Source organism: Ruegeria sp. CI8, assembly GCF_056536865.1.
This window is the reverse complement of the sequence record NZ_JBQFQL010000001.1, coordinates 1,745,717-1,764,392: the sequence shown is the minus strand read 5'-3', so window position 1 is coordinate 1,764,392 and position 18,676 is coordinate 1,745,717. Positions and strand designations below refer to the sequence as shown.

23 protein-coding genes are annotated in these 18,676 nt (G+C 59.9%); 11 read left to right on the top strand and 12 right to left on the bottom strand.

The annotated features are described in order from the left end of the window. The first annotated feature begins 134 nt into the window (after positions 1-134). The gene (efp, locus tag ACR0DA_RS08745) at positions 135-698 is read left to right on the top strand and encodes an elongation factor P (RefSeq protein ID WP_093962584.1); all 564 of its coding nucleotides are present in this window, start codon (positions 135-137) and stop codon (positions 696-698) included. Between the two features lie 40 nt (positions 699-738). On the opposite strand, the gene ACR0DA_RS08740 is transcribed toward efp, so the two are convergent. Both ACR0DA_RS08740 and ygfZ read right to left on the bottom strand, forming a co-directional pair. Further along, complete coding sequence (locus tag ACR0DA_RS08740) at positions 739-1,704, bottom strand: ABC transporter transmembrane domain-containing protein (RefSeq protein ID WP_170338230.1); 966 nt, start codon at positions 1,702-1,704, stop codon at positions 739-741. Positions 1,705-1,810: 106 nt separating this feature from the next. After that, positions 1,811-2,548, bottom strand: coding sequence for a CAF17-like 4Fe-4S cluster assembly/insertion protein YgfZ (ygfZ, locus tag ACR0DA_RS08735; RefSeq protein WP_170438044.1), 738 nt, complete (start codon positions 2,546-2,548; stop codon positions 1,811-1,813). Between the two features lie 72 nt (positions 2,549-2,620). Here ygfZ and ACR0DA_RS08730 point away from each other — a divergent pair, with 72 nt between their 5' ends. Next, positions 2,621-3,220 carry a glycosyltransferase gene (locus ACR0DA_RS08730; RefSeq protein ID WP_480753625.1) on the top strand — a complete coding sequence of 200 codons (600 nt, stop codon included), beginning with the start codon at positions 2,621-2,623 and terminating at the stop codon, positions 3,218-3,220. On the opposite strand, the gene ACR0DA_RS08725 is transcribed toward ACR0DA_RS08730, so the two are convergent. Beyond that, on the bottom strand, positions 3,168-4,037 hold the full coding sequence (locus ACR0DA_RS08725) for a hypothetical protein (protein ID WP_480753624.1): 870 nt from the start codon (positions 4,035-4,037) through the stop codon (positions 3,168-3,170). The two genes, ACR0DA_RS08730 and ACR0DA_RS08725, sit on opposite strands and share 53 nt — an antisense overlap. Positions 4,038-4,143: 106 nt before the next feature. Between ACR0DA_RS08725 and ACR0DA_RS08720 the strand changes: the two genes are divergently transcribed. Beyond that, positions 4,144-4,914: an alpha/beta hydrolase gene (locus ACR0DA_RS08720; RefSeq protein WP_480753623.1), complete on the top strand. Its 771-nt coding sequence runs from the start codon at positions 4,144-4,146 to the stop codon at positions 4,912-4,914. Between the two features lie 14 nt (positions 4,915-4,928). On the opposite strand, the gene ACR0DA_RS08715 is transcribed toward ACR0DA_RS08720, so the two are convergent. The 3 genes from ACR0DA_RS08715 to parE all read right to left on the bottom strand — a co-directional run bounded on the left by ACR0DA_RS08715 (position 4,929) and on the right by parE (position 8,195). After that, complete coding sequence (locus ACR0DA_RS08715) at positions 4,929-5,210, bottom strand: DUF1496 domain-containing protein (protein WP_170338238.1); 282 nt, start codon at positions 5,208-5,210, stop codon at positions 4,929-4,931. Between the two features lie 622 nt (positions 5,211-5,832). Next, complete coding sequence (locus ACR0DA_RS08710; protein WP_480753621.1) at positions 5,833-6,237, bottom strand: hypothetical protein; 405 nt, start codon at positions 6,235-6,237, stop codon at positions 5,833-5,835. Continuing rightward, complete coding sequence (gene parE, locus ACR0DA_RS08705) at positions 6,237-8,195, bottom strand: DNA topoisomerase IV subunit B (protein WP_170358481.1); 1,959 nt, start codon at positions 8,193-8,195, stop codon at positions 6,237-6,239. The genes ACR0DA_RS08710 and parE overlap by 1 nt, the downstream gene beginning before the upstream one ends. A gap of 156 nt (positions 8,196-8,351) precedes the next feature. On the opposite strand from parE, the gene ACR0DA_RS08700 reads away from it, so the two are divergent. Beyond that, a complete protein-coding gene (locus tag ACR0DA_RS08700; protein ID WP_480753620.1) occupies positions 8,352-8,960 on the top strand; it encodes a carboxymuconolactone decarboxylase family protein in 609 nt (202 codons plus the stop codon). A 45-nt stretch (positions 8,961-9,005) separates the two neighbouring features. Here ACR0DA_RS08700 and ACR0DA_RS08695 read toward each other — a convergent pair whose 3' ends face one another. Continuing rightward, on the bottom strand, positions 9,006-9,884 hold the full coding sequence (locus ACR0DA_RS08695; protein ID WP_480753618.1) for an alpha/beta fold hydrolase: 879 nt from the start codon (positions 9,882-9,884) through the stop codon (positions 9,006-9,008). Between the two features lie 182 nt (positions 9,885-10,066). Here ACR0DA_RS08695 and ppk2 point away from each other — a divergent pair, with 182 nt between their 5' ends. Together ppk2 and ACR0DA_RS08685 are read left to right on the top strand one after the other, a co-directional pair. Beyond that, positions 10,067-10,948: a polyphosphate kinase 2 gene (ppk2, locus tag ACR0DA_RS08690; protein ID WP_254430284.1), complete on the top strand. Its 882-nt coding sequence runs from the start codon at positions 10,067-10,069 to the stop codon at positions 10,946-10,948. Between the two features lie 101 nt (positions 10,949-11,049). Further along, positions 11,050-12,402, top strand: a complete 1,353-nt coding sequence (locus tag ACR0DA_RS08685; RefSeq protein ID WP_170358487.1) for an MATE family efflux transporter — start codon at positions 11,050-11,052, stop codon at positions 12,400-12,402. A gap of 15 nt (positions 12,403-12,417) precedes the next feature. Here the strand turns inward: ACR0DA_RS08685 and ACR0DA_RS08680 are convergent, their stop codons facing one another. Further along, positions 12,418-12,819, bottom strand: coding sequence for a hypothetical protein (locus ACR0DA_RS08680; protein ID WP_093962573.1), 402 nt, complete (start codon positions 12,817-12,819; stop codon positions 12,418-12,420). Positions 12,820-12,833: 14 nt separating this feature from the next. Continuing rightward, positions 12,834-14,036, bottom strand: coding sequence for a pyridoxal phosphate-dependent aminotransferase (locus ACR0DA_RS08675; RefSeq protein ID WP_170390516.1), 1,203 nt, complete (start codon positions 14,034-14,036; stop codon positions 12,834-12,836). Positions 14,037-14,128: 92 nt separating this feature from the next. Here ACR0DA_RS08675 and ACR0DA_RS08670 point away from each other — a divergent pair, with 92 nt between their 5' ends. The 3 genes from ACR0DA_RS08670 (at position 14,129) to ACR0DA_RS08660 (ending at position 15,342) form a co-directional block, all read left to right on the top strand. After that, positions 14,129-14,521 (top strand): helix-turn-helix domain-containing protein, encoded by a 393-nt coding sequence (locus ACR0DA_RS08670; RefSeq protein WP_170363091.1) that lies wholly within the window; start codon positions 14,129-14,131, stop codon positions 14,519-14,521. Further along, entirely contained in the window at positions 14,518-14,766 is a 249-nt protein-coding gene (locus tag ACR0DA_RS08665; protein WP_170338258.1) for a succinate dehydrogenase assembly factor 2, read from the top strand. The genes ACR0DA_RS08670 and ACR0DA_RS08665 overlap by 4 nt, the downstream gene beginning before the upstream one ends. 78 nt (positions 14,767-14,844) lie before the next feature. Beyond that, positions 14,845-15,342 carry a MarR family winged helix-turn-helix transcriptional regulator gene (locus ACR0DA_RS08660; protein WP_093962569.1) on the top strand — a complete coding sequence of 166 codons (498 nt, stop codon included), beginning with the start codon at positions 14,845-14,847 and terminating at the stop codon, positions 15,340-15,342. Here the strand turns inward: ACR0DA_RS08660 and ACR0DA_RS08655 are convergent. The 3 genes from ACR0DA_RS08655 to ACR0DA_RS08645 are packed head-to-tail and all read right to left on the bottom strand — an operon-like array spanning position 15,336 to position 17,190. Further along, on the bottom strand, positions 15,336-16,067 hold the full coding sequence (locus tag ACR0DA_RS08655) for a DUF1194 domain-containing protein (RefSeq protein ID WP_480753616.1): 732 nt from the start codon (positions 16,065-16,067) through the stop codon (positions 15,336-15,338). The two genes, ACR0DA_RS08660 and ACR0DA_RS08655, sit on opposite strands and share 7 nt — an antisense overlap. Beyond that, a complete protein-coding gene (locus ACR0DA_RS08650) occupies positions 16,064-16,765 on the bottom strand; it encodes a DUF1194 domain-containing protein (RefSeq protein WP_480753615.1) in 702 nt (233 codons plus the stop codon). Before ACR0DA_RS08650 ends, ACR0DA_RS08655 begins: the two co-directional genes overlap by 4 nt. Next, complete coding sequence (locus tag ACR0DA_RS08645) at positions 16,762-17,190, bottom strand: VOC family protein (RefSeq protein ID WP_170337804.1); 429 nt, start codon at positions 17,188-17,190, stop codon at positions 16,762-16,764. The genes ACR0DA_RS08650 and ACR0DA_RS08645 overlap by 4 nt, the downstream gene beginning before the upstream one ends. A gap of 178 nt (positions 17,191-17,368) precedes the next feature. Here ACR0DA_RS08645 and thyX point away from each other — a divergent pair, with 178 nt between their 5' ends. Together thyX and ACR0DA_RS08635 are read left to right on the top strand one after the other, a co-directional pair. Next, positions 17,369-18,280, top strand: coding sequence for an FAD-dependent thymidylate synthase (thyX, locus tag ACR0DA_RS08640; RefSeq protein WP_093962566.1), 912 nt, complete (start codon positions 17,369-17,371; stop codon positions 18,278-18,280). 58 nt (positions 18,281-18,338) lie between these two features. Next, positions 18,339-18,632, top strand: coding sequence for a hypothetical protein (locus ACR0DA_RS08635; RefSeq protein WP_170358496.1), 294 nt, complete (start codon positions 18,339-18,341; stop codon positions 18,630-18,632). The last annotated feature ends 44 nt before the right edge of the window (positions 18,633-18,676 follow it).

Here is an 18,676-nt window from a genome sequence, read left to right as displayed (position 1 = left end):
TTGCATAGTTGCGTTGCGTCATTTGCATGGCTCTCTGCAGGTGCAGCACTAGGTTTCGTTGTATTGCATGGATCGGTCCCGCCAGATATAGGGACCACAACTGACGCATCAACCATGTGTGAAGGAAATATGTCATGCCCAAGATCAATGGGAACGAAATTCGCCCGGGCAATGTGCTTGAGCATAACGGCGGTCTGTGGGCGGCGGTCAAGGTCGATCACGTCAAACCGGGCAAAGGCGGTGCCTTTGCACAGGTGGAATTGCGGAACCTGCGCAACGGTTCGAAACTGAACGAGCGGTTCCGTTCAGCGGACAAGGTCGAGCGTGTTCGGTTGGAGCAGAAAGACCAGCAGTTCCTGTATGAAAGCGACGGGATGCTGGTATTCATGGATGCCGAGACCTATGAACAGATTGAATTGCCTGCAGATTTGCTGGGTGACCGTCGTCCGTTCCTTCAGGACGGGATGACCATCGTGGTCGAATTCTATGAAAGCGAGGCGCTGAACGCGACGCTGCCTCAGAAAGTCGTCTGCAAGGTCGTCGAGACTGAACCGGTCGTTAAAGGTCAGACTGCGGCGAACTCGTTCAAGCCGGCGGTTCTGGACAACGGGGTCAAAGTCATGGTGCCGCCGTTCATCGCGCAGGACGAGATGATCGTCGTGAACACCGAGACCATGGAATATTCCGAGCGCGCGTAACGTTGCGTCATACTCGGAGAAAGACCAAGAAACCGCGCCGCTATTCGGCGCGGTTTTTTTCTTGCGAGGCGGCCCCGCCCCGGCGGTAGCGGGCGCGGTCCGGGCCGAACAGTTCCAGCAACAGCTCGAACTTGATGCGATTGGCGCTGACCTGCCGGTAAAAAGCGATGAGAAACCCGGTCGGCCCCTGGATCCGGGCCAGACCGCTGGTCGCGGCGACGACGGTTCCCACGTCGGTTTCTCCTTGCAGAACCAGCCATCCGCCCAGCATCAGAACACCGACGGTGCCTGCACCGTTGATCACGCTCAGCAGAAACTTGGCCGACAATTTCCACAGGAACATCCGCCGCCGGGTGTCGTAGATCGCGTCGAACTGGTCGTGCACCTCTTGAGTCACGGCCTCGATGTTTTCGATTGTCAGATGGTCGGTCGCGCTACGCAATATGCGGACGCGGTCCGCCACGAACACGTTCACCTTTCTCTGCGAGACGAGAACGATAAGGATCTGCGGTGCGATCATCGAAAGGGCAATCAGTCCCAGCCAGGGTTGCGTCGACGAGATGTAGCCAATCACGCTGACCAAGGTTCCGATTTGTACGACCGGGTCCGAGAACGCGCCGCCTGCGAATTTGCCCAGTTCTTCGGCTTCGGCAGAAATGGCCGTCGTCATGGTCCCCTTGCGGACATTCTCGCCCGACTCGTCCACGTCCACGGTGCGGGCCAGCAAAAGCTGGCGAATGCGACGGATCATGTCTTCGCCCAATGTCCCCGCGCGATATCCCAACACCCACTTCAGAGCGAGGCTCAGCAGGATCACCCCCATCATGCCGGCACCCAGCAGCAGGAGATGAGGCGCCTCGATATTGTCCGAGGTCAGATGGTTGATGATGTCCCGTTGAAACTCCAACGGGGCCGCGGCAAGAGCCGCGACCGACAAGGACAACAGGATCAGTATGACTTGCCGTCCGGCGCTGGCGCGCCAGATGGCTGAATACAGTTGGAGCATGCAGGCACCCGATCAGCCAAGTGCCTCAAGTCTTACCGTGTGGCCGGCCTGGATAAAACGTTTGCAAAGCAGCCCGGTTAGTGGTCGTGCCGGTTGGGCAACAGGCTCAATCCAGCAGACGCAGCCGGGCGTCTCCGGCCTGCATGTCGTCGCCCGCCCGATCAAGGCGCAGATAGGCGATGGCCTGTCCGTTCGATTGCGTGAACAGCGTACCAGCTGGCTTTCCCGCCGATAGGATTTCGGAGCCGACCGGAGCCGCGCCGTCGATGGCGACAACCCGCAGCCCCTTGCGCAACTGGGTCTTGTGCTTCATGCGAGCGGTTACCTCTTGCCCGACATAGCAACCCTTTTTGAAATCAACGCCGTTGAGCGGCTCGAAACCGGCCTCGAGGATATAAGTGTCCGGTGTCAGCTCGATCCCGGTTTCCGGGATGCAATAACGCACCCGAATTGCGTCCCAATCCGTTCCATCATCGGCTTCGGGAGCGTCAGAATATGCGCGCCAGCCCATATCGGGGTGACGAGGATCGGGCAGGGCGCCTTCGGGTGCGGGCCCGGTTCCGCGTTGCAGGTGCAAGTTGGTTTCCTCGATACGCACGTCCGCCCGCAGCTTGTACATGTTCAGCCGCTTGATCAGTGCATCCGCCATCCCCTCAACCACGTCCAGCAGTACCGAGTCGCCATCGCGTTTCAGAAAGAAATCGGCCAGGTACTTGCCCTGCGGGGTCAGGATGGCCGCGTAGACAAGACCATCATCCAGCTTGCGGGTGTCATTGGTGACCAGACCTTGCAAGAAGCTGTTGGTATCGGTGCCTTTCAGGCGCAAAATGCGGCGGGTGCTCATCTTTGGGTCCTCGTCATTGCCCTGAGAGCGGTGATATAAGCGAACCCGTTGCCAAGACCAGAGGTTTCGAACGTGTCCGCCCCGATCAGTATCGTGATTCCGACATTCGATTCCCAAACCGAACTCGCGCGCACGCTGATGACCCTGATGGAAGGTCTGCACGCCGGTCTGATCCGCGAACTTGTCATCGCCGATGGAGGGTCGACCGATCATACGTTGCGTATTGCCGATGAAGCAGGTGCCCGGATCGTTGCCGGGGCCGGGTCCCGTACCGCGCAGCTGCGCGTGGGATGCGACGCCGCAGTGGGCGACTGGTTGCTGATCATCCTTCCGGGGACCGAGCTTGAGCCCGGATGGACCGACGCGGTGGCCGAGCACCTTGTAACGCGGCGTCCGGGTGTGTTCCGCCTTGGGTTCCGGTCCACAGGCCTGAGCCCGAGTTTGACGGCAGGCTGGGCCAATCTGCGCAGCCGGGTCTTTGGACTGGCGTCTGTTGATCAGGGCCTGCTGCTGCCGGCGCAATTGTACAAGGCCGCCGGTGGATATCCGGATCAACCGGGGAAGGAGGGGGCGCTCGTGCGCTCTCTGCCGCGCGCGACTCTGTTGCGGGCGCGTGCCATTACAGGTGCCGGGCGCCGTGGTCGGACGCGTCCTGAGGCGCCACCTCAGTAACCCCGGTCCCAGATGCTTCAGGGGGTGGCTGCCGCGCCGTCGGCTCGGCGATGAGGTTGGACCGCAACTCGACAACAGATTTGCCCAACCGGAATGGTGCCGCAAAGCTGACAAGACACAGCGCGATGATCTGTAGCACGAGAATGTGGGCGTTTTCCTGAAGGTACTCCCACTCTCCCTTCAGTTTGGCGACCTGAGCGATCAGGTCATCATAGCTTTGCGCGAGGATCATATAGTCTCCGGCGATTGCCGGCACTTTCCGCCGCATGTTGTCGATCGCGGTCTGCGTTTCCGCGTCCAGCGTGGTGAATACCAGGAATTGCTCGATGTCGAACGCATCGGCCTTGGCGGCCATGTCCTGAATGTCATCTATCTGGCCTCGGGATCGTGCGCCGAAGATGAAGTTCAGGCCCTGCAGCGGCGCAACTTCGTTGGTGACGGCGATGAACAGCGGCAGGTCGGCGTTGCTGGCGGTCGAGGCCGACAGGAACTCGACCTTGTCGCACAAAACCGCCGTGTCCGGGTCGTAGGCCGGATCGCAGAACCGCAGCCGGAACCGCGCAGCGTCGCGATCGAAGGCCAGTGTCGCCGCATAGGCAACGTCGATCTGCCTGTCCAGCCTTGAGCTGTCGGATTTGTAGAGCCCCGCCATGACCGCCACCAGCGCGCCCAGCCCACCCAACACGACCCACACGAGGTCGGCCAGCTTCCATGCCCGGTGACCCGCTGGTTTGCGAAACAGGAACGCGGTGCCAATCGATCCGGCCAGAAAGAACAGCAACAGCAGGGGCAGCTGGTAGTCGGTGATGAAGCTCATGCACCCGAGTTTAAGTGGTCAGTCTTCCCACGCAACAGCGATCACGTGCAGTTGTAACGAGTGTCAGGATGCCCATACTCGGGTCAGGAGCCGGAGGGAGAACGTGATGACCAAAGAGATTGTGCTGATTCACGGGGCATTTGCCGGGCCGTGGTGCATGGCGGACTACGCGGGGTTCTTCCGCGCCCGTGGCTGGACGGTGCACACCCCGGCGCTGAGGTTTCATGGCGGCGATCCCGCAGCCGAGCCCGATGCGGGTCTGACCGACACCAGCGTGCTGGATTATGCCAACGACATTGCAGAATTCGTCCAGGGGTTGGACAGCAAACCCGTGATCCTCGGGCATGCCATTGCGGGCGTCGTTGCCCAGCAGGTTGCGTCTCGCGGGTTAGCCAGCGCCATCGTGTTGATCAACCCGAACGCGGCCTGGGGCACCCTGCCGGAAACCGATGACGAACGCGCCGTGCCGCGCGCCCTGATGGAGGGCGGGGCCTTCTGGAAGCAGCCCATGCGCGTCGATTTCGACCTGATGGCCCCATTCGCATTGAACAAAATGCCCAAAGCCCAGCAACATGCGGTGTTCGATCGGCTTGGCCCGGAAAGCGGGCGGGTGATGTTCGAGATGTTTTTCTGGATGTTCGACGATCACCACGCGATGAAGGTTGATATCGACAAGGTCGACTGCCCGGTTCTGATCGTTTCAGGCTCGGAGGACAGGGCGGTGAACCCCAACACCTGCCGTGCCTTGGCGAAACTCTATGGCGACCGCGCGACTTTTCTGTCCGCAGAAGGCCACGCGCATTTTCTGTTCATGGAGCCCGGTTGGGAAAAGCCAGCCGCACAGATTGCGGACTGGCTGGACCAAAAGCTGGGCTAGGGGCCGTTCAGGCTTTATTTGCTGACCTGAAACGTGCTCTGCGGCCGCCAACGCAGCACGCCGTCGCTTTCGCGGTAACAACGCAACAGGCGTTCCTGCACCGTGCTCACCGTGCTGGTGACGGTGTTGTCACCGACCATCAGCACAAAGGCGTCCTCGGAATAGGCCATGCCTTCGTAATAGCAGAACCGGGTCTCGGCGCCGTCGGGGATGGGGGATGCGGTGCTGAGCATCTGCTGCGCGGGGGCTGCCGAGGCCATCAGGGTCAGCGCCAGCCCGAGGGTCAAAGTTTTCATGTCGTCCTCCCGTTCGGATATCCGTTTTTCAAATTGGGTCTTGGACGCTCGGTACCTCGAAGCTCGTTCTTGGATGACGGATTGAGGGTAAGTGTGAACGGGATCAAAAGGTTAGGCAAGGGGTTGCGGTGTGCTGGGCTGAAGCCTGGCATACGGGGTGTCGAGGTGTCGCGCGTTATCCACCTCAAATGGGCTAGAAAGATTGCTTGGGAATAGTTAAGCGGACTCACTTAGAGGCCCAAAATAGCTTTCGTAAGCCACGTTCAGCATATTCTGATAGTGAATGATGCTTCATATGAAATCGTGCTAACAGCAATATTTGGTCGATCGCCAAGCCAGACTGAGAGGTCTCCGTCGTGTGTTTTGGATCTTGGCGAGAACTCAAGGTGCGCGACCAAACCATCTACGTATATCCTTGCGAAAGGTAACTGCTTCTCGATTTCACCATCTGAACTTGGTTGAAATTTCGAATCAATGATGGGGGAATGATTGTGTGCTTCTCCCTTTGTAGACAACTGGATTAGAGACACGGGAAGTTCCAAGCATGAGGTTCTCTGCTTCAAGATGGCATCTCGTGCCATTATCTCAATTTCCTCAGGGAGCTGAAAGTGTTTCATATCAGCTATTTGGGAAACACTAGCTCGCCATGCGATACTCCAAAAAACTGCCAGATGGCTTCCTGATTAATCTTTTTGACGGTACGCAAGCCATGGTCCGGCAGATATGGGCCAATCGGCTCGAAAACCGGTGGCACGATTCCCCAACCTGACCACACCAACTTCGCGCGTCTCAATTCCTTTATTGCTAAGTCATCGATTGCGCTCAAAATATCTTCGCCGGCACGTGTTACTATTGAAGCGTCATACCAGCTCGTCCAGCGCCGAATATGGCCTTCACCTTTCGTCGACTGGAGAAGCGGCTCACCGTTTATTGCAGGACGAGTGAAGGCTTGCGGTAAGATATGGCATTTGACGAGCTTGTCGGTCTTCCCTGTGAGGAGGCAGGTGCCGAATTTCTTGTTAGCCACTAAACATCCAACTCCTCCACAAACCGCGCGTTCTCCTGAATATACTGGAACCGCAGTTCGGGTTTTTTGCCCATCAGGCGCTCGACCAGGTCTCCGGTCTCGCCGGGTTCGTCCTCGTCGATGGTGACACGGATCAATTTCCGCGATTTGGGGTCCATCGTGGTTTCTTTCAGGTCCTTGGCGTCCATCTCGCCCAGACCCTTGAAGCGGCTGACGTCGATCTTGCCTTTGCCGCCCAGACCTTTTTCCAGCCACTCGTCGCGCTCGGCTTCGTCCAGGCAATAGACACGCTTGGCGCCTTGGGTCAGGCGGTAGAGCGGTGGGCAGGCCAGGTACAGGTGGCCCGCGTCGATCATCGGGCGCATCTGGGTGAAGAAGAACGTCATCAGCAGCGAGGCGATATGCGCGCCGTCCACGTCGGCGTCGGTCATGATGATGACCTTGTCATAGCGCAGGTCGTCGATGTTGAACTTGGTGCCCAGCCCGACGCCGAGGGCCTGCGTCAGGTCATTGATCTCGGCGTTGGTGCCCAGTTTCGAGCTGGCCGCGCCCAGTACGTTCAGGATCTTGCCGCGCAGGGGCAGCAGGGCCTGTGTCTTGCGGTCTCGGGCCATCTTGGCCGAGCCGCCAGCCGAGTCGCCCTCTACGATGAATAATTCGGTGCCGTCGCGTGTTGAACTACTACAGTCCACCAACTTGCCGGGAAGACGGAGTTTCTTAGTGGCGGACTTGCGTTGTGTTTCCTTCTCGGCCCGTCGGCGCAGGCGTTCCTCGGCCCGCAGGATGAGGAAATCCAGAATGGCGCCGGCGGATTTGGTGTCGGCGGCCAGCCAATTGTCGAAATGGTCACGGACCGAGTTTTCCACCAGCCGCTGCGCCTCGACCGTGGCAAGACGGTCCTTGGTCTGGCCGACGAATTCGGGTTCACGGATGAAACACGAGACCAGCGCGCAGCCCCCGGTGATCAGGTCATCGCGGGTGATCTGGGCGGCCTTCTTGTTGTTGATCAGTTCACCGTAGGCCTTGATACCCTTGAGGATCGCGGCCCAGAAGCCTGCCACATGGGTGCCGCCCTCGGGCGTGGGAACGGTGTTGCAGTAGGACTGGATGAAGCCATCGCGCGACGGCGTCCAGTTGATCGCCCATTCCACCTTGCCGGGGGTGCCGAATTTCTCGTTGAAATCGACGGTTCCGGCGAAGGGCTGTTCGGAATAGGTCGAGGAGCCGTTCATCGTCTCCTTGAGGTAGTCCGACAGGCCGCCGGGGAAGTGGAAGGTGGCCTCGGTGGGCGTCTCGCCGTCGTCGATGGCGGTTTTCCAGCGGATTTCAACGCCCGAGAACAGGTAGGCCTTGGAGCGGATCGATTTGAACAGGCGGGCGGGTTTGAACCTGTGGTGGCCGAAGATTTCGGGGTCGGCGTGGAAGGTGACGGTGGTGCCGCGCCGATTGGGAGCCGAGCCCACCTTTTCGACCGGACCCAGCGGGATGCCGCGCGAAAAGCGCTGTTCGTACAGCTCCTTGTTGCGGGCCACCTGCACGACCATCGAATCCGACAGCGCGTTGACCACCGAGGCGCCCACGCCGTGCAGACCGCCCGAGGTCTGGTAGGCCTTCCCCGAGAACTTGCCGCCCGCGTGCAGGGTGCACAGGATCACCTCAAGCGCGGATTTGTCGGGGAACTTCGGGTGCGGGTCGATCGGAATACCGCGGCCGTTGTCCCGCACGGTCAGGGCGTAATCGTCGTGCAGTTCCACCTCGATACGGTTGGCATGGCCGGCAACGGCCTCGTCCATCGAGTTGTCGAGGATTTCGGCCACCATGTGGTGCAGTGCCCGTTCGTCGGTGCCGCCGATATACATGCCGGGGCGTTTGCGCACGGGCTCCAGACCTTCGAGGACCTCGATCGAGGAGGCGTCGTAGGTGGTGGTGGATTCGGGCGTCAACAGGTCGTCGGGCATGGGTGCTGCTCTTGTTTTTGGGTTGGGCCCATTATGGCAGGTGATGTGGGTCGGGGGAAGAGGGACGCGAGGTGTTGTATCAAACTTGCGGGCGGCGGCGGGTTGCAAAACGGGTGGTTTTCCCGCTGAGATGCGGAAATCTTGGAGGAGCAGGTGATGAGCTGGATCAAGACGATACCATTCGACGAGGCACGCGGTCGGTTGAAGACGCTGTATGACCGGGTCACGGGGCCTGGGAACAATGTGGACAACATCATGATGGTGCATTCCCTGCGTCCACATTCGATGGAAGGTCACATGGCGCTCTACAAGAATGTGCTGCACCATTCAGGAAACTCGGTTCCCAAGTGGTTTCTGGAAGTGCTCGGGGTCTGGGTCAGCTCGTTGAATCGCTGCGGCTATTGTGTCGAGCATCATTTCAGCGGGTTGCAGCGACTCTTGGGTGACGAGCCGCGCGGTTTGGCCATCCGCGCGGCGATCGAGGCGGAAACACCCGAGACGGCGCCGTTGGACCCCGCACAGGTGGCGGCGATGGAATACGCCCGAAAACTGACCGAGAACCCGGCCGACCTGGCGGCGGCGGATATCGACGCGTTGCGATCTGTTGGTTGGGACGATGGTGAGATCCTGGAGATCAATCAGGTCTGCGCCTATTTCTCCTATGCCAACCGGACCGTTCTGGGGCTTGGCTGTTCGACCAAGGGCGACATTTTGGGGTTGTCTCCGAACAATTCGGACAATCCGGATGACTGGGGCCATCGGTGAAAGGCGCTGCCTCTTGCGTCCTTTAGTGCAGGGCGAAGAGTTGGCTTAGTTGTCCTGAACCCAATCGAGAATAGCGTCGGCCACCGCCTGAGGTTTCTGGTGATGCAGCCAATGGTCTGTACCGTCGATCTGCATGCGGGTCAGGTTGGGTGCGAACTCCTCCAGCCCATCGGTGCATTCGGGAAGCAAGGCTTTGTCCTGCGGCCCCCACAGAAGCAAATGCGGGCAGCGGACTCTCAATCTGTCAACGGGCAGTTCCGGAAGGTCCGTGCACGGCGCGCCCGGCTCAGCCACCACAAGGGGTGAGGCTCGGTACCAGTTCAGCATGGCGTCGAGCCGTCCCGGGCGGGCCCATTCGGTGCGATAGTCACCCATGCGCGCGTCGCTCATCCAGTCCAGCCCCATGCCGTGCCGAAAGAATTGTTCGAGCTTGGCGAAGTTGTCGGCCGAAAGAAATTCGGCTGCATCAGGCGCGCGCAGGCGGTTGATGTATTGCGAAGCCTCAGACTGTTTGCCACCTGCCGCCAATTCGCGTTGGAACGGGACAGGGTGAACACCGTTGGCGATGATCAGGCGGCTGACCAACTTGGGGTGGAACATGGCAAGACCGTAAGCCACCGAGGCGCCCCAATCATGTCCCAGCACAATGACAGGGCCGCCAACTTGCTCGATCAGCGCAGCCATGTCCGACACCAGCTTGGACAGCGCATAGTTCGAAATACCCTCGGGCGCCCAGCTCCGACCATAGCCACGCTGGTCCGGCGCGATGCAGTGAAAGCGGTCCGACAGGTGCGGGGCCAGGTCGGACCACGCGCCACCATACTCCGGGAAACCATGCAACATCAAAAGCGTAGGCAGGTTGGGATCGCCCCAGCGGCGGACGAAGAACGGGTGGCCGTTGAGGTCGAAGAATTCGCTGTCCATGCGGGATGCCCCTGACTGAGTTCACACCTGCAGAGTTTTCGGAGCCGTCGCCGAAGTCAACTTGATACGGATCAACGCGGAAAAGATGCAGATCTGCTAGGCGTTTCGGCGGACAGTGACACAGGAGAGAGCATATGGACGCAGTGATCCGAAAAAAGACGACCGCAGCCCCCGTGGCCGTCATGGCCAAACCGAACGCGGACACCGAAGCGCCCACCCGCGAAAAGATCCGGCAGGCCTTTGAAAGCGGGGAGTATCCGTATCGCTCGAAATTGTCCCGGGCGGCTTATGAAAAGCAGAAGGCCCAGTTGCAGGCCGAATTGTTGAAGGTGCAGTTGTGGGCGCAGGAGACCGGGCAGAAGTTCGTGCTGTTGTTCGAGGGTCGCGACGCCGCCGGCAAGGGCGGCACCATCAAGCGGTTCATGGAGCATCTGAACCCGCGTCAGGCCCGGGTGGTGGCGCTGAACAAGCCGACCTGGGAGGAGAAGGGCCAGTGGTATTACCAGCGCTATATCCAGGAATTGCCCACCGTCGGCGAAATGGTCTTTTATGACCGGTCCTGGTACAACCGGGCCGGGGTCGAGCGGGTGATGGGGTTCTGCACCCCGAACGAATACCTCGAGTTCATGCGCCAGACGCCCGAGTTGGAGCGCATGATGGTTCGGTCGGGAATCCAGCTTTATAAATACTGGTTCTCGGTGACACGGGATGAGCAGCTGCGCCGTTTCAAAAGCCGCGAGACGGACCCGCTGAAGCAATGGAAACTGTCGCCCATCGACAAGGCCAGCTTGGACAAATGGGATGACTACACCGAGGCGAAAGAGGCGATGTTCTTCTATACCGACACCGCCGACGCGCCTTGGACCATCGTCAAGTCGAACGACAAGAAGCGCGCCCGGCTGAACTGCATGCGGCATTTCCTGTCGACGCTGGATTATCCGGACAAGGATCATGACATCGTGGGCCAGCCCGATCCTCTGATCGTGGGGCAGGCACATCATGTGGTCCACCGGTCGGATCACATCCTTGGTACGGCGATCCATCCCGAGGCGCGCGTCACCTGATTGGCCCGACGGGCGTCACCGAGGTCTCGAAGTGAAATTTCAGAGATCTCCCCTTGCCCCGGCTCGGGGCCGCGCATATGGCTGGCGGGATGAGAAAGGTCATGACATATCCCGCCCATTTCCGGGCCATTGCTGTGCTGGGGCTGCCGTTGATCGGTGGTCATCTCGCGCAATTCGCCATTGGCCTGACGGATACGATCATGCTGGGCTGGTATGGCGTCGAGGCACTGGCCGCGGTGACGCTGGCCAGCAGCTTTTACTTTGTTCTGTTTCTTTTCGGAGGCGGATTTGGCCTGGCCGTCATGCCGATGGTCGCGACCGCGGCCGCAGAGGAGGATGAAACCAGCATTCGCCGCAGCACCCGAATGGGTCTGTGGCTGTCGCTGCTGTATGGCATGCTGATCATGCCGCTGCTGTGGTGGTCCTACCCGATTCTGATCGCCACGGATCAGGATCCACAAGTGGCGCAAACCGCGTCCGAGTATCTGCGGGTTGCGGGCTGGGGCCTGTTCCCGGCGCTGGTGGTGATGGTTCTTAAATCCTATCTGGCCGCTCTGGAGCGCACGCAGATCGTGCTGTGGATTACCGTCGCGGCGGCAGTGGTCAATGGACTTACGAATTATGCGCTGATCTTCGGCAACTGGGGCGCGCCGGAACTGGGCGTGATGGGTGCCGCGATTGCGTCGGTGGTCACGCAGACCGTGTCGCTGGTGGCGGTGATCATTTACGCGGTGAAAGTCCTGCCGGAGCATAACCTGTTCCAGCGGTTCTGGCGCCCGGATTGGGAAATGTTGCTGAGCGTCCTGAAGCTGGGTGTGCCCATCGGTCTGACCTTGTTGGCCGAAGTGTCTCTGTTCGCCATGTCCGCCTTCATGATGGGTTGGATCGGACAGGTGCCGCTGGCGGCGCACGGGATTGCGCTGAACCTGGCCTCGGCCACTTTCATGGTGCATCTGGGCCTGTCGAATGCAGCAACGATCCGGGCCGGCAATGCGCTGGGGCGCAAGGATCGACCGCATCTCGAGAAAGGCGCAATCGCGGTCACGGGCATGTCCCTTGTGGTGTCCGTGCTGACAATCATCCTGTTCCTGACCTGCGCCGAGCCGCTCATCTCGGTATTTGTCGAACCGGACGACCCGCAGCGTCCCCAGATTCTGGCCATCGGGACCGGTCTGCTGGCCATGGCGGCCCTGTTCCAGCTGGTGGACGGCGCGCAGGTAATCGCTCTGGGCCTTCTGCGCGGGTTGCAAGACGCCAAGGTGCCCATGGTTATGGCAGGCCTCAGCTATTGGGTCGTGGGGATCCCCGCATCCTACTACTTTGGTTTCGTGCAAGGCATGGCCGGGATCGGAGTCTGGCTTGGCCTTGTTCTGGGCCTTGCCTGCGCGGCGGTCATGCTGATGGGACGGTTCTGGCTGCGATCCGTCCGCGTGGTAGGTGCGCCCGCCGCGTAGCGACAACCGCCAGGCTCAACCCTTCTCCAGCCGGTCGGCCTTCTTGCGCACCAGTACCGTGCGCAAGTCGTGCATCGCCAGCAGCAACCGGTCCGTGATGTCTTCCAATTGGGTATCGGTCGCCTTGGACTGGGCCCATTGCGTGGTCAGGTTCAGGTGATCGATCGTGCGGTGGATGTCGTCGACGTCGCGCCGCGCAAGCAGGGCTTTGCGTTCGTCCATCCAACGGGCGATTTCGGTTTTGTCCGCTTCGGTCAGGGTACCCTGACCATGCGGCTTGACCTCGCCGTTGCGGATGTTGATCACCGCGATCTGGTCCATTTCGATCCGGCGCTGCCGGTTCTCCGTGTCGATCTTGAACACGACCGCGCCGTTCTCGCGGACGCGAAAGTAATATTCGGGCAGTGCTGCGGACATGTTGAACCTCGGTCTTAGCTCAGGGACGCGCAGAACCGCTGGATGCGGGTGCAGGCCTCGGTCAAGGCTTCGTCTGAAGTCGCGTAGCTGACGCGGAAATTGGGGCTGAGGCCGAACGCCGCTCCAAACACTACGGCTACGTCGGCTTCCTCCAATAGGGCAGTCGCGAAGGCCTCGTCGGTGTCGATGACCGTGCCGGCCGGCGTGGTCTTGCCGATCAACCCGGCGATGGACGGATAGACGTAGAATGCGCCCTCGGGAGTGGGGCAGGTGATGCCGTCAATCTGGTTCAGCATCCCGACCACAAGATCGCGTCGGCGTTTGAAAGTTTCATTGTTCGGGGCAAGGAAGACTTGGGTGCCGTTCAAGGCCTCGACCGCGGCCCACTGGCTGATCGAGCAAGGGTTCGACGTGGATTGCGACTGGATCTTGCGCATGGCCGCGATCAGCTCGACAGGGCCTGCGGCATAGCCGATACGCCAACCAGTCATGGCATAGGCCTTGGAGACACCGTTGCACGTGAGCGTGCGATCATACAGCCCGGGTTCGACTTCGGCTGGCGTGCAGAACTCAAACCCGTCATAGGCGAGGTGTTCATACATGTCGTCCGACATGATCCAGACATGAGGATGCCGCATCAGAACATCGGTCAGAGCCTTGAGTTCGGCGCGGCTGTACCCTGCGCCGGTCGGGTTCGACGGCGAGTTGAAGATGAACCATTTGGTGTTTGGCGTGATTGCGGCTTCCAACTGGTCTGGGGTCAGCTTGAAGCTGTTTTCCAGTGTGGTCTCAACCACGACAGGCGAACCGCCCGCAAGCAGCACCATGTCCGGATAGCTGACCCAGTAGGGGGCGGGAATGATAACTTCGTCGCCCGGATTCATCGTCGCCATCAGCGCATTGTACAGCGTCTGCTTGCCACCTGTTCCGACCGAGATCTGTGCGGGCGTGTAGTCCAGCCCGTGGTCACGTTTCATCTTGGCGCAAGCGGCCTGTTTCAGCTCGGGAATGCCGTCAGGCGCGGTGTATTTCGTTTTACCGGCGGCGATTGCGGCAACGGCTGCGTCCTTGATGTTCTGCGGCGTGTCGAAATCGGGCTCACCTGCGCTGAGGCCGATGACGTCCCGTCCGGCGGCCTTCAACTCGGCGGCTTTGGCCGTCATGGCAATGGTCGGCGAAGGTTTGACGCGCGACAGTGTCGCAGACAGAAAGCTCATGGTGGGCCCCGGTTTGTATGTTGCTCAGGACTGTCATAGGGTGCCGCCGAAACACGATCAAGCGATATGCTTTTGAAGAACTGGAGAGTTTGATGAGCGACGAAACCGACTGGTTCGGACCCGAGGCCGCGACATTCGGAGACCGCGTGGCCGGCGCGCGCGAAGCCGCCGGTATGACCCAGACCCAACTGGCCCGCCGGCTGGGTGTCAAGAAGTCCACTGTGGTGGCCTGGGAGAATGACCTGTCAGAACCGCGCGCCAACAAGCTGTCGATGATGGCAGGTATGTTGAACGTGTCGATCATGTGGCTGCTAACCGGTGAAGGCGAGGGCATGGATGCTCCGGATATCGCGGAAGCCGCGGATATGGAGCTGGCACCGCTGGTCGCGGAGTTGCGCGCCATCCGAGGTGAGATGCGCGCCAGTTCCGAGCGCCTTGCGCGGGTCGAGAAAACGCTGCGGCTGAAGCTGGAGAAAGGCGAATGAACGACATCCGGATCAAGCGGCTGAAGATGCGGTCGATGCGGCGCGGCATCAAGGAAATGGACATAATTCTGTCTGCCTATGCCGACCAGCGGCTTGAGCGGATGTCTGCGACCGAATTGGACCTGTACGAAGCTTTGTTGCACGAAAACGATCAGGACCTCTACCAATGGGTAACCGGGCAGGTCGCCGCCCCTGAACACTACGCGAGCATGATCTTCGATATCTCGCAAGTATTTCAAAAATAATGGCAAAACAGACTTAACAGATTCTTCGGGATTTCGCGTCAAAGTTTCCTGAACGGCGCGATTGAATCGGAGGATCGGATGAGTTTGGAATTGCAGGTCTCCGCACCCGGAACCAAAGGGTTCATGTCCAGCTATCTTGAGGCGCTGGCATTGGTTGAACGTCTGCATCGGTTGCTTCTGGACGTCATAAAGGACGAGTTCGAGCGGGTCGGCGTTCTGGAAATCAACGCGGTGCAGGCGCTGCTGCTGTTCAACATCGGTGACCACGAGGTGACTGCCGGTGAACTCAAAAGCCGCGGCTATTATCAAGGCAGCAATGTCAGTTACAACCTCAAGAAACTGGTCGAGATGGGGTTCATGCATCACCAGAGATGCGAGATTGACCGACGTTCGGTGCGGGTGCGTCTGACACCTCGGGGGCGGGAAATCCGTGACATCGTGGCCGATCTCTTCTCGCGGCACGCCGAAGGGCTGCAGGCCAAAGGTGTCCTTGGCACCGAAGGGATCGAAGAGATTACCAGCGCTTTGCGCCGGGTTGAACGGTATTGGACGGATCAGATCCGGTACATCTACTGACTACCGCCGTTCAATGGCAAAACTTGGGACAGGGTCAGCGAATCCAGCTCTCTGATCAGCTTGCGCGTCATCGCGTCTTCGTAGGCTTCAAATCCCAAAGCGGTTTCGACGAAGGCTCCGGGCCCCAGAATGACCCAAGCGTTGTAATAGGCCGACAACTCTCCGATTTGCACATACCGCTTGTCCCCGGTGCTGGGATCATCGGCTCCGATCACAAGCCCATTGATCGTGATGCCGGTTGCCTGCAGTTGGGCTTTGGCTTCTCGGGGATGGAGGCCGACATTGTGCTTGCCATCTCCTGAGAGGTCCAGCGTCCGCTTCCAGCAATCGGCTTGGGTATCCAACAAATCAGCCCCGTACTGCATGGCAGACCCCACCGCTGTGCCCTGTGGTGCCGATGACCGACGCGTGGATTGCAGACGTTGCGCAATCCCGGACAAATCGGTCGGGGATCGAATGTCGGTCCAGCCGACCAACAGCCGCTGGAAACCTGCTTCGCTCCATTCGAAAACGGCGATCCGAACGGGGGCTTCGGGATTCGACAGGATCAGCCGTTTCACCTCCGGCCGTTGCAATGCAGCGGCCAAGCCGTCCAATTGAAGCCGGTATTCGTTGCTGTCGACTGAGCCGGAAACATCCAACCCAAGCGCCAGGGCTTGCCGGCATTGAGCAGCGGCCGGGCTGCCCAAGGCCAAACAACACAGAGCCAGCGCACGGGTAATCATTTTGCGTTGCGCCCCAACGCGCCGACCTGAAGGCTGGTCAATTCCCGTTCCAGCTTGCGTCGCATGGCGCGCTCAAAGTCTTCGAACCCTTGCGCGATTTCCAAAAAGGCGTTTGGCCCATGCAAGACGTTGTTCTCAAAAAACGGGATGAGGAACAGCTCCCCTTCGAAATCCGCCGCATTTATGACCAACCCATTCACGGTTATGCGGTCGAAGGGAAAGTGGCGATAGGCGATCTGCGGACCGTAGCCGTCATTGTTCGAGCCGTCCCCGGACAGGTCAATCGTTTGAAACAGGCATTGCGGAGCCTGCTCCATCAGAGAGGCCCCGAAAGCCAGGGCATATCCCATGGCAGTGGCCGAGCCGCTGTCAGATCTTTGGGACTCGCTCACCTGTTTCGCCGCAACAAGCAGATCAGCCTCGGTCTCGATCAGGCGCCAGGGAAGGACGATGTACTGGGCGTCGCGACCGCTCCACTCATAAACCGTCAGGGCTACGGGCAGCGGCGAGGAAAAGAACGCTTTCCGGACTTCAGGAGCGATCAGGGCTGAAGCCAGGCCCTGCCGCTGCAGGGCGTCTTCTTTGGCGTCGACCGAAACGGAGATGTCCAAAGCAAGCGCCAAGGCCAGCCGGCAGTTTTGGGCCTCAGCAGAGCTGGCCAGAACGGCCAGCCCCAATCCTGTCAGCCAGTGGATCACCAGTGGCCGGTGCTTTCCATGCTGGCCCAAGGTTCGGCCGGGGGCAAGGCATCGCCATTCTGCAGCAGTTCAACCGAAATGTTGTCAGGCGAGCGCACGAACGCCATACGCCCATCGCGGGGAGGGCGGTTGATGACGACGCCATTGTCGGCAAGGTGCTGACAGGTCTCGTAAATGTTGTCGACCCCATAGGCTAGGTGGCCGAAATGGCGGCTGTCGCTTGGCAAACCCTCATCGCCATCCCAGTTCCATGTCAGCTCGATCGGCCTGTCCTCCTGACCCGGAGGGGCCATGAAGATCAGCGAAAACCGCCCTTCCTCGCTGTCGTAACGGCGGGTTTCCTGGAGTCCCAGCAGCTTGTAGAAGGCCATGGATTTTTCCAAATCCTTCACGCGCACCATGGTGTGGAGGTATCTCAGCCCCATCTCGGCGATCCTTTCGGTGTTGATGATTGTGTGCAGCTTAGCGCGCTGCAGGGGCGTGTCGAGGGGGCGGTCGCAGAGAAACCGAAAAATGCGCGACGCAGCACACATATGGCGGTTTCAGTGCTGATGTTGCCGATATATAGTGGTTGGCGACTCATTTCAAAAACGAGGTATGTCCATGCCGCTGTCTGCCGAACAACTGGCCGAGATCGAAGAGCAACGCGCACAAACGCAGTCGACCCGCCGTGTTGTGGCTCCGGGTATGGAACAGCACCTCTACACTGCGCATCCTGTTCTGGACCACGGATTCGTGCGGGTCATCGACTATATGGGCGATGATGCTGCGATCTGCCAGGCGGCCCGCGTGTCCTATGGCAAAGGTACGAAGTCCGTACAGAATGACGAGGGGTTGATCCGCTATCTGATGCGCCACTGGCATTCGACCCCGTTCGAGATGTGCGAAGTGAAACTGCACGTGAAACTGCCAGTCTTCGTGGCCCGTCAGTGGATCCGCCACCGGACGGCCAACGTGAACGAATACTCGGCCCGCTATTCGATCCTAGACCGAGAATTCTACATTCCCGCGCCGGATCAGCTTGCGGCGCAATCAGCGATCAACAATCAGGGGCGGGGCGAGGCGCTGCAGGGCGAAGAGGCTGCGCGCGTACTGGACATTCTCAAGGCCGACAGCGCCCGCTGCTACGACAATTACGAAGCGATGATCGGCCAGGATGGCCAGCAGGGTCTGGCGCGCGAACTGGCGCGGATGAACCTGCCGGCAAACATCTACACGCAGTGGTATTGGAAGGTGGACCTGCACAATCTGTTCCACTTCCTGCGCCTGCGGGCAGATCCGCATGCGCAATACGAGATCCGCGTCTATGCCGAAACCATGTGCAAGATCGTGGCCGACTGGGTACCGTTCGCGTACAAGGCGTTCGAGGACTATCGGCTGGGTGCGGTCAACCTGTCGGCGCAGATGGTCGAAGCGCTGCGTCGGATGCTGAAGGGCGAGCAGGTGACGCAGGAAAACTCGGGCATGACCGCGCGCGAATGGCGCGAGTTCGAAGCGGTGATCCGCGAAGGCTGATCGCCACCTGTTCGGATTGTCATGATCCTGTTACACTTTGGGCATGACGTTCAGCTTGATGTTTAGAACTGCGGCGATCGCTTTGTTGCTGTGCCAGCCGGCCTACGCAAAGTCGCCAATCGCCGAGGTGATCTGTGAGCCCACGGCGCGGATGCATGACAAACTGCGCCACCAATTCGGGGCGCAGCAGACCGCCTCCGGTGTTCGGGGACCCGAGCAGATCATGGAGGTGTGGACCAGCCGTCGCGGTGACTGGACCCTTGTCGTAACCTATGCGACCGGGACGTCCTGCATTGTGGCCATGGGCGATAACTGGACAAACCGCAACGAGGCCGACCCGACGCGAGGTTAGACTATCCGGGAAGAGGGTGGACAACGGCCTGTCAATTGGCCGTT

Bases quoted from the DNA above. Each gene is read 5' to 3' on its own strand.
- efp (WP_093962584.1), top strand. From the start codon at position 135: ATGCCCAAGATCAATGGGAACGAAATTCGCCCGGGCAATGTGCTTGAG.
- ACR0DA_RS08740 (WP_170338230.1), bottom strand. From the start codon at position 1,704: ATGCTCCAACTGTATTCAGCCATCTGGCGCGCCAGCGCCGGACGGCAA.
- ygfZ (WP_170438044.1), bottom strand. From the start codon at position 2,548: ATGAGCACCCGCCGCATTTTGCGCCTGAAAGGCACCGATACCAACAGC.
- ACR0DA_RS08725 (WP_480753624.1), bottom strand. From the start codon at position 4,037: ATGAGCTTCATCACCGACTACCAGCTGCCCCTGCTGTTGCTGTTCTTT.
- ACR0DA_RS08720 (WP_480753623.1), top strand. From the start codon at position 4,144: ATGACCAAAGAGATTGTGCTGATTCACGGGGCATTTGCCGGGCCGTGG.
- ACR0DA_RS08715 (WP_170338238.1), bottom strand. From the start codon at position 5,210: ATGAAAACTTTGACCCTCGGGCTGGCGCTGACCCTGATGGCCTCGGCA.
- parE (WP_170358481.1), bottom strand. From the start codon at position 8,195: ATGCCCGACGACCTGTTGACGCCCGAATCCACCACCACCTACGACGCC.
- ACR0DA_RS08700 (WP_480753620.1), top strand. From the start codon at position 8,352: ATGAGCTGGATCAAGACGATACCATTCGACGAGGCACGCGGTCGGTTG.
- ACR0DA_RS08695 (WP_480753618.1), bottom strand. From the start codon at position 9,884: ATGGACAGCGAATTCTTCGACCTCAACGGCCACCCGTTCTTCGTCCGC.
- ppk2 (WP_254430284.1), top strand. From the start codon at position 10,067: ATGGCCAAACCGAACGCGGACACCGAAGCGCCCACCCGCGAAAAGATC.
- ACR0DA_RS08685 (WP_170358487.1), top strand. From the start codon at position 11,050: ATGACATATCCCGCCCATTTCCGGGCCATTGCTGTGCTGGGGCTGCCG.
- ACR0DA_RS08680 (WP_093962573.1), bottom strand. From the start codon at position 12,819: ATGTCCGCAGCACTGCCCGAATATTACTTTCGCGTCCGCGAGAACGGC.
- ACR0DA_RS08675 (WP_170390516.1), bottom strand. From the start codon at position 14,036: ATGAGCTTTCTGTCTGCGACACTGTCGCGCGTCAAACCTTCGCCGACC.
- ACR0DA_RS08670 (WP_170363091.1), top strand. From the start codon at position 14,129: ATGAGCGACGAAACCGACTGGTTCGGACCCGAGGCCGCGACATTCGGA.
- ACR0DA_RS08665 (WP_170338258.1), top strand. From the start codon at position 14,518: ATGAACGACATCCGGATCAAGCGGCTGAAGATGCGGTCGATGCGGCGC.
- ACR0DA_RS08660 (WP_093962569.1), top strand. From the start codon at position 14,845: ATGAGTTTGGAATTGCAGGTCTCCGCACCCGGAACCAAAGGGTTCATG.
- ACR0DA_RS08655 (WP_480753616.1), bottom strand. From the start codon at position 16,067: ATGATTACCCGTGCGCTGGCTCTGTGTTGTTTGGCCTTGGGCAGCCCG.
- ACR0DA_RS08645 (WP_170337804.1), bottom strand. From the start codon at position 17,190: ATGGGGCTGAGATACCTCCACACCATGGTGCGCGTGAAGGATTTGGAA.
- thyX (WP_093962566.1), top strand. From the start codon at position 17,369: ATGCCGCTGTCTGCCGAACAACTGGCCGAGATCGAAGAGCAACGCGCA.
- ACR0DA_RS08635 (WP_170358496.1), top strand. From the start codon at position 18,339: ATGTTTAGAACTGCGGCGATCGCTTTGTTGCTGTGCCAGCCGGCCTAC.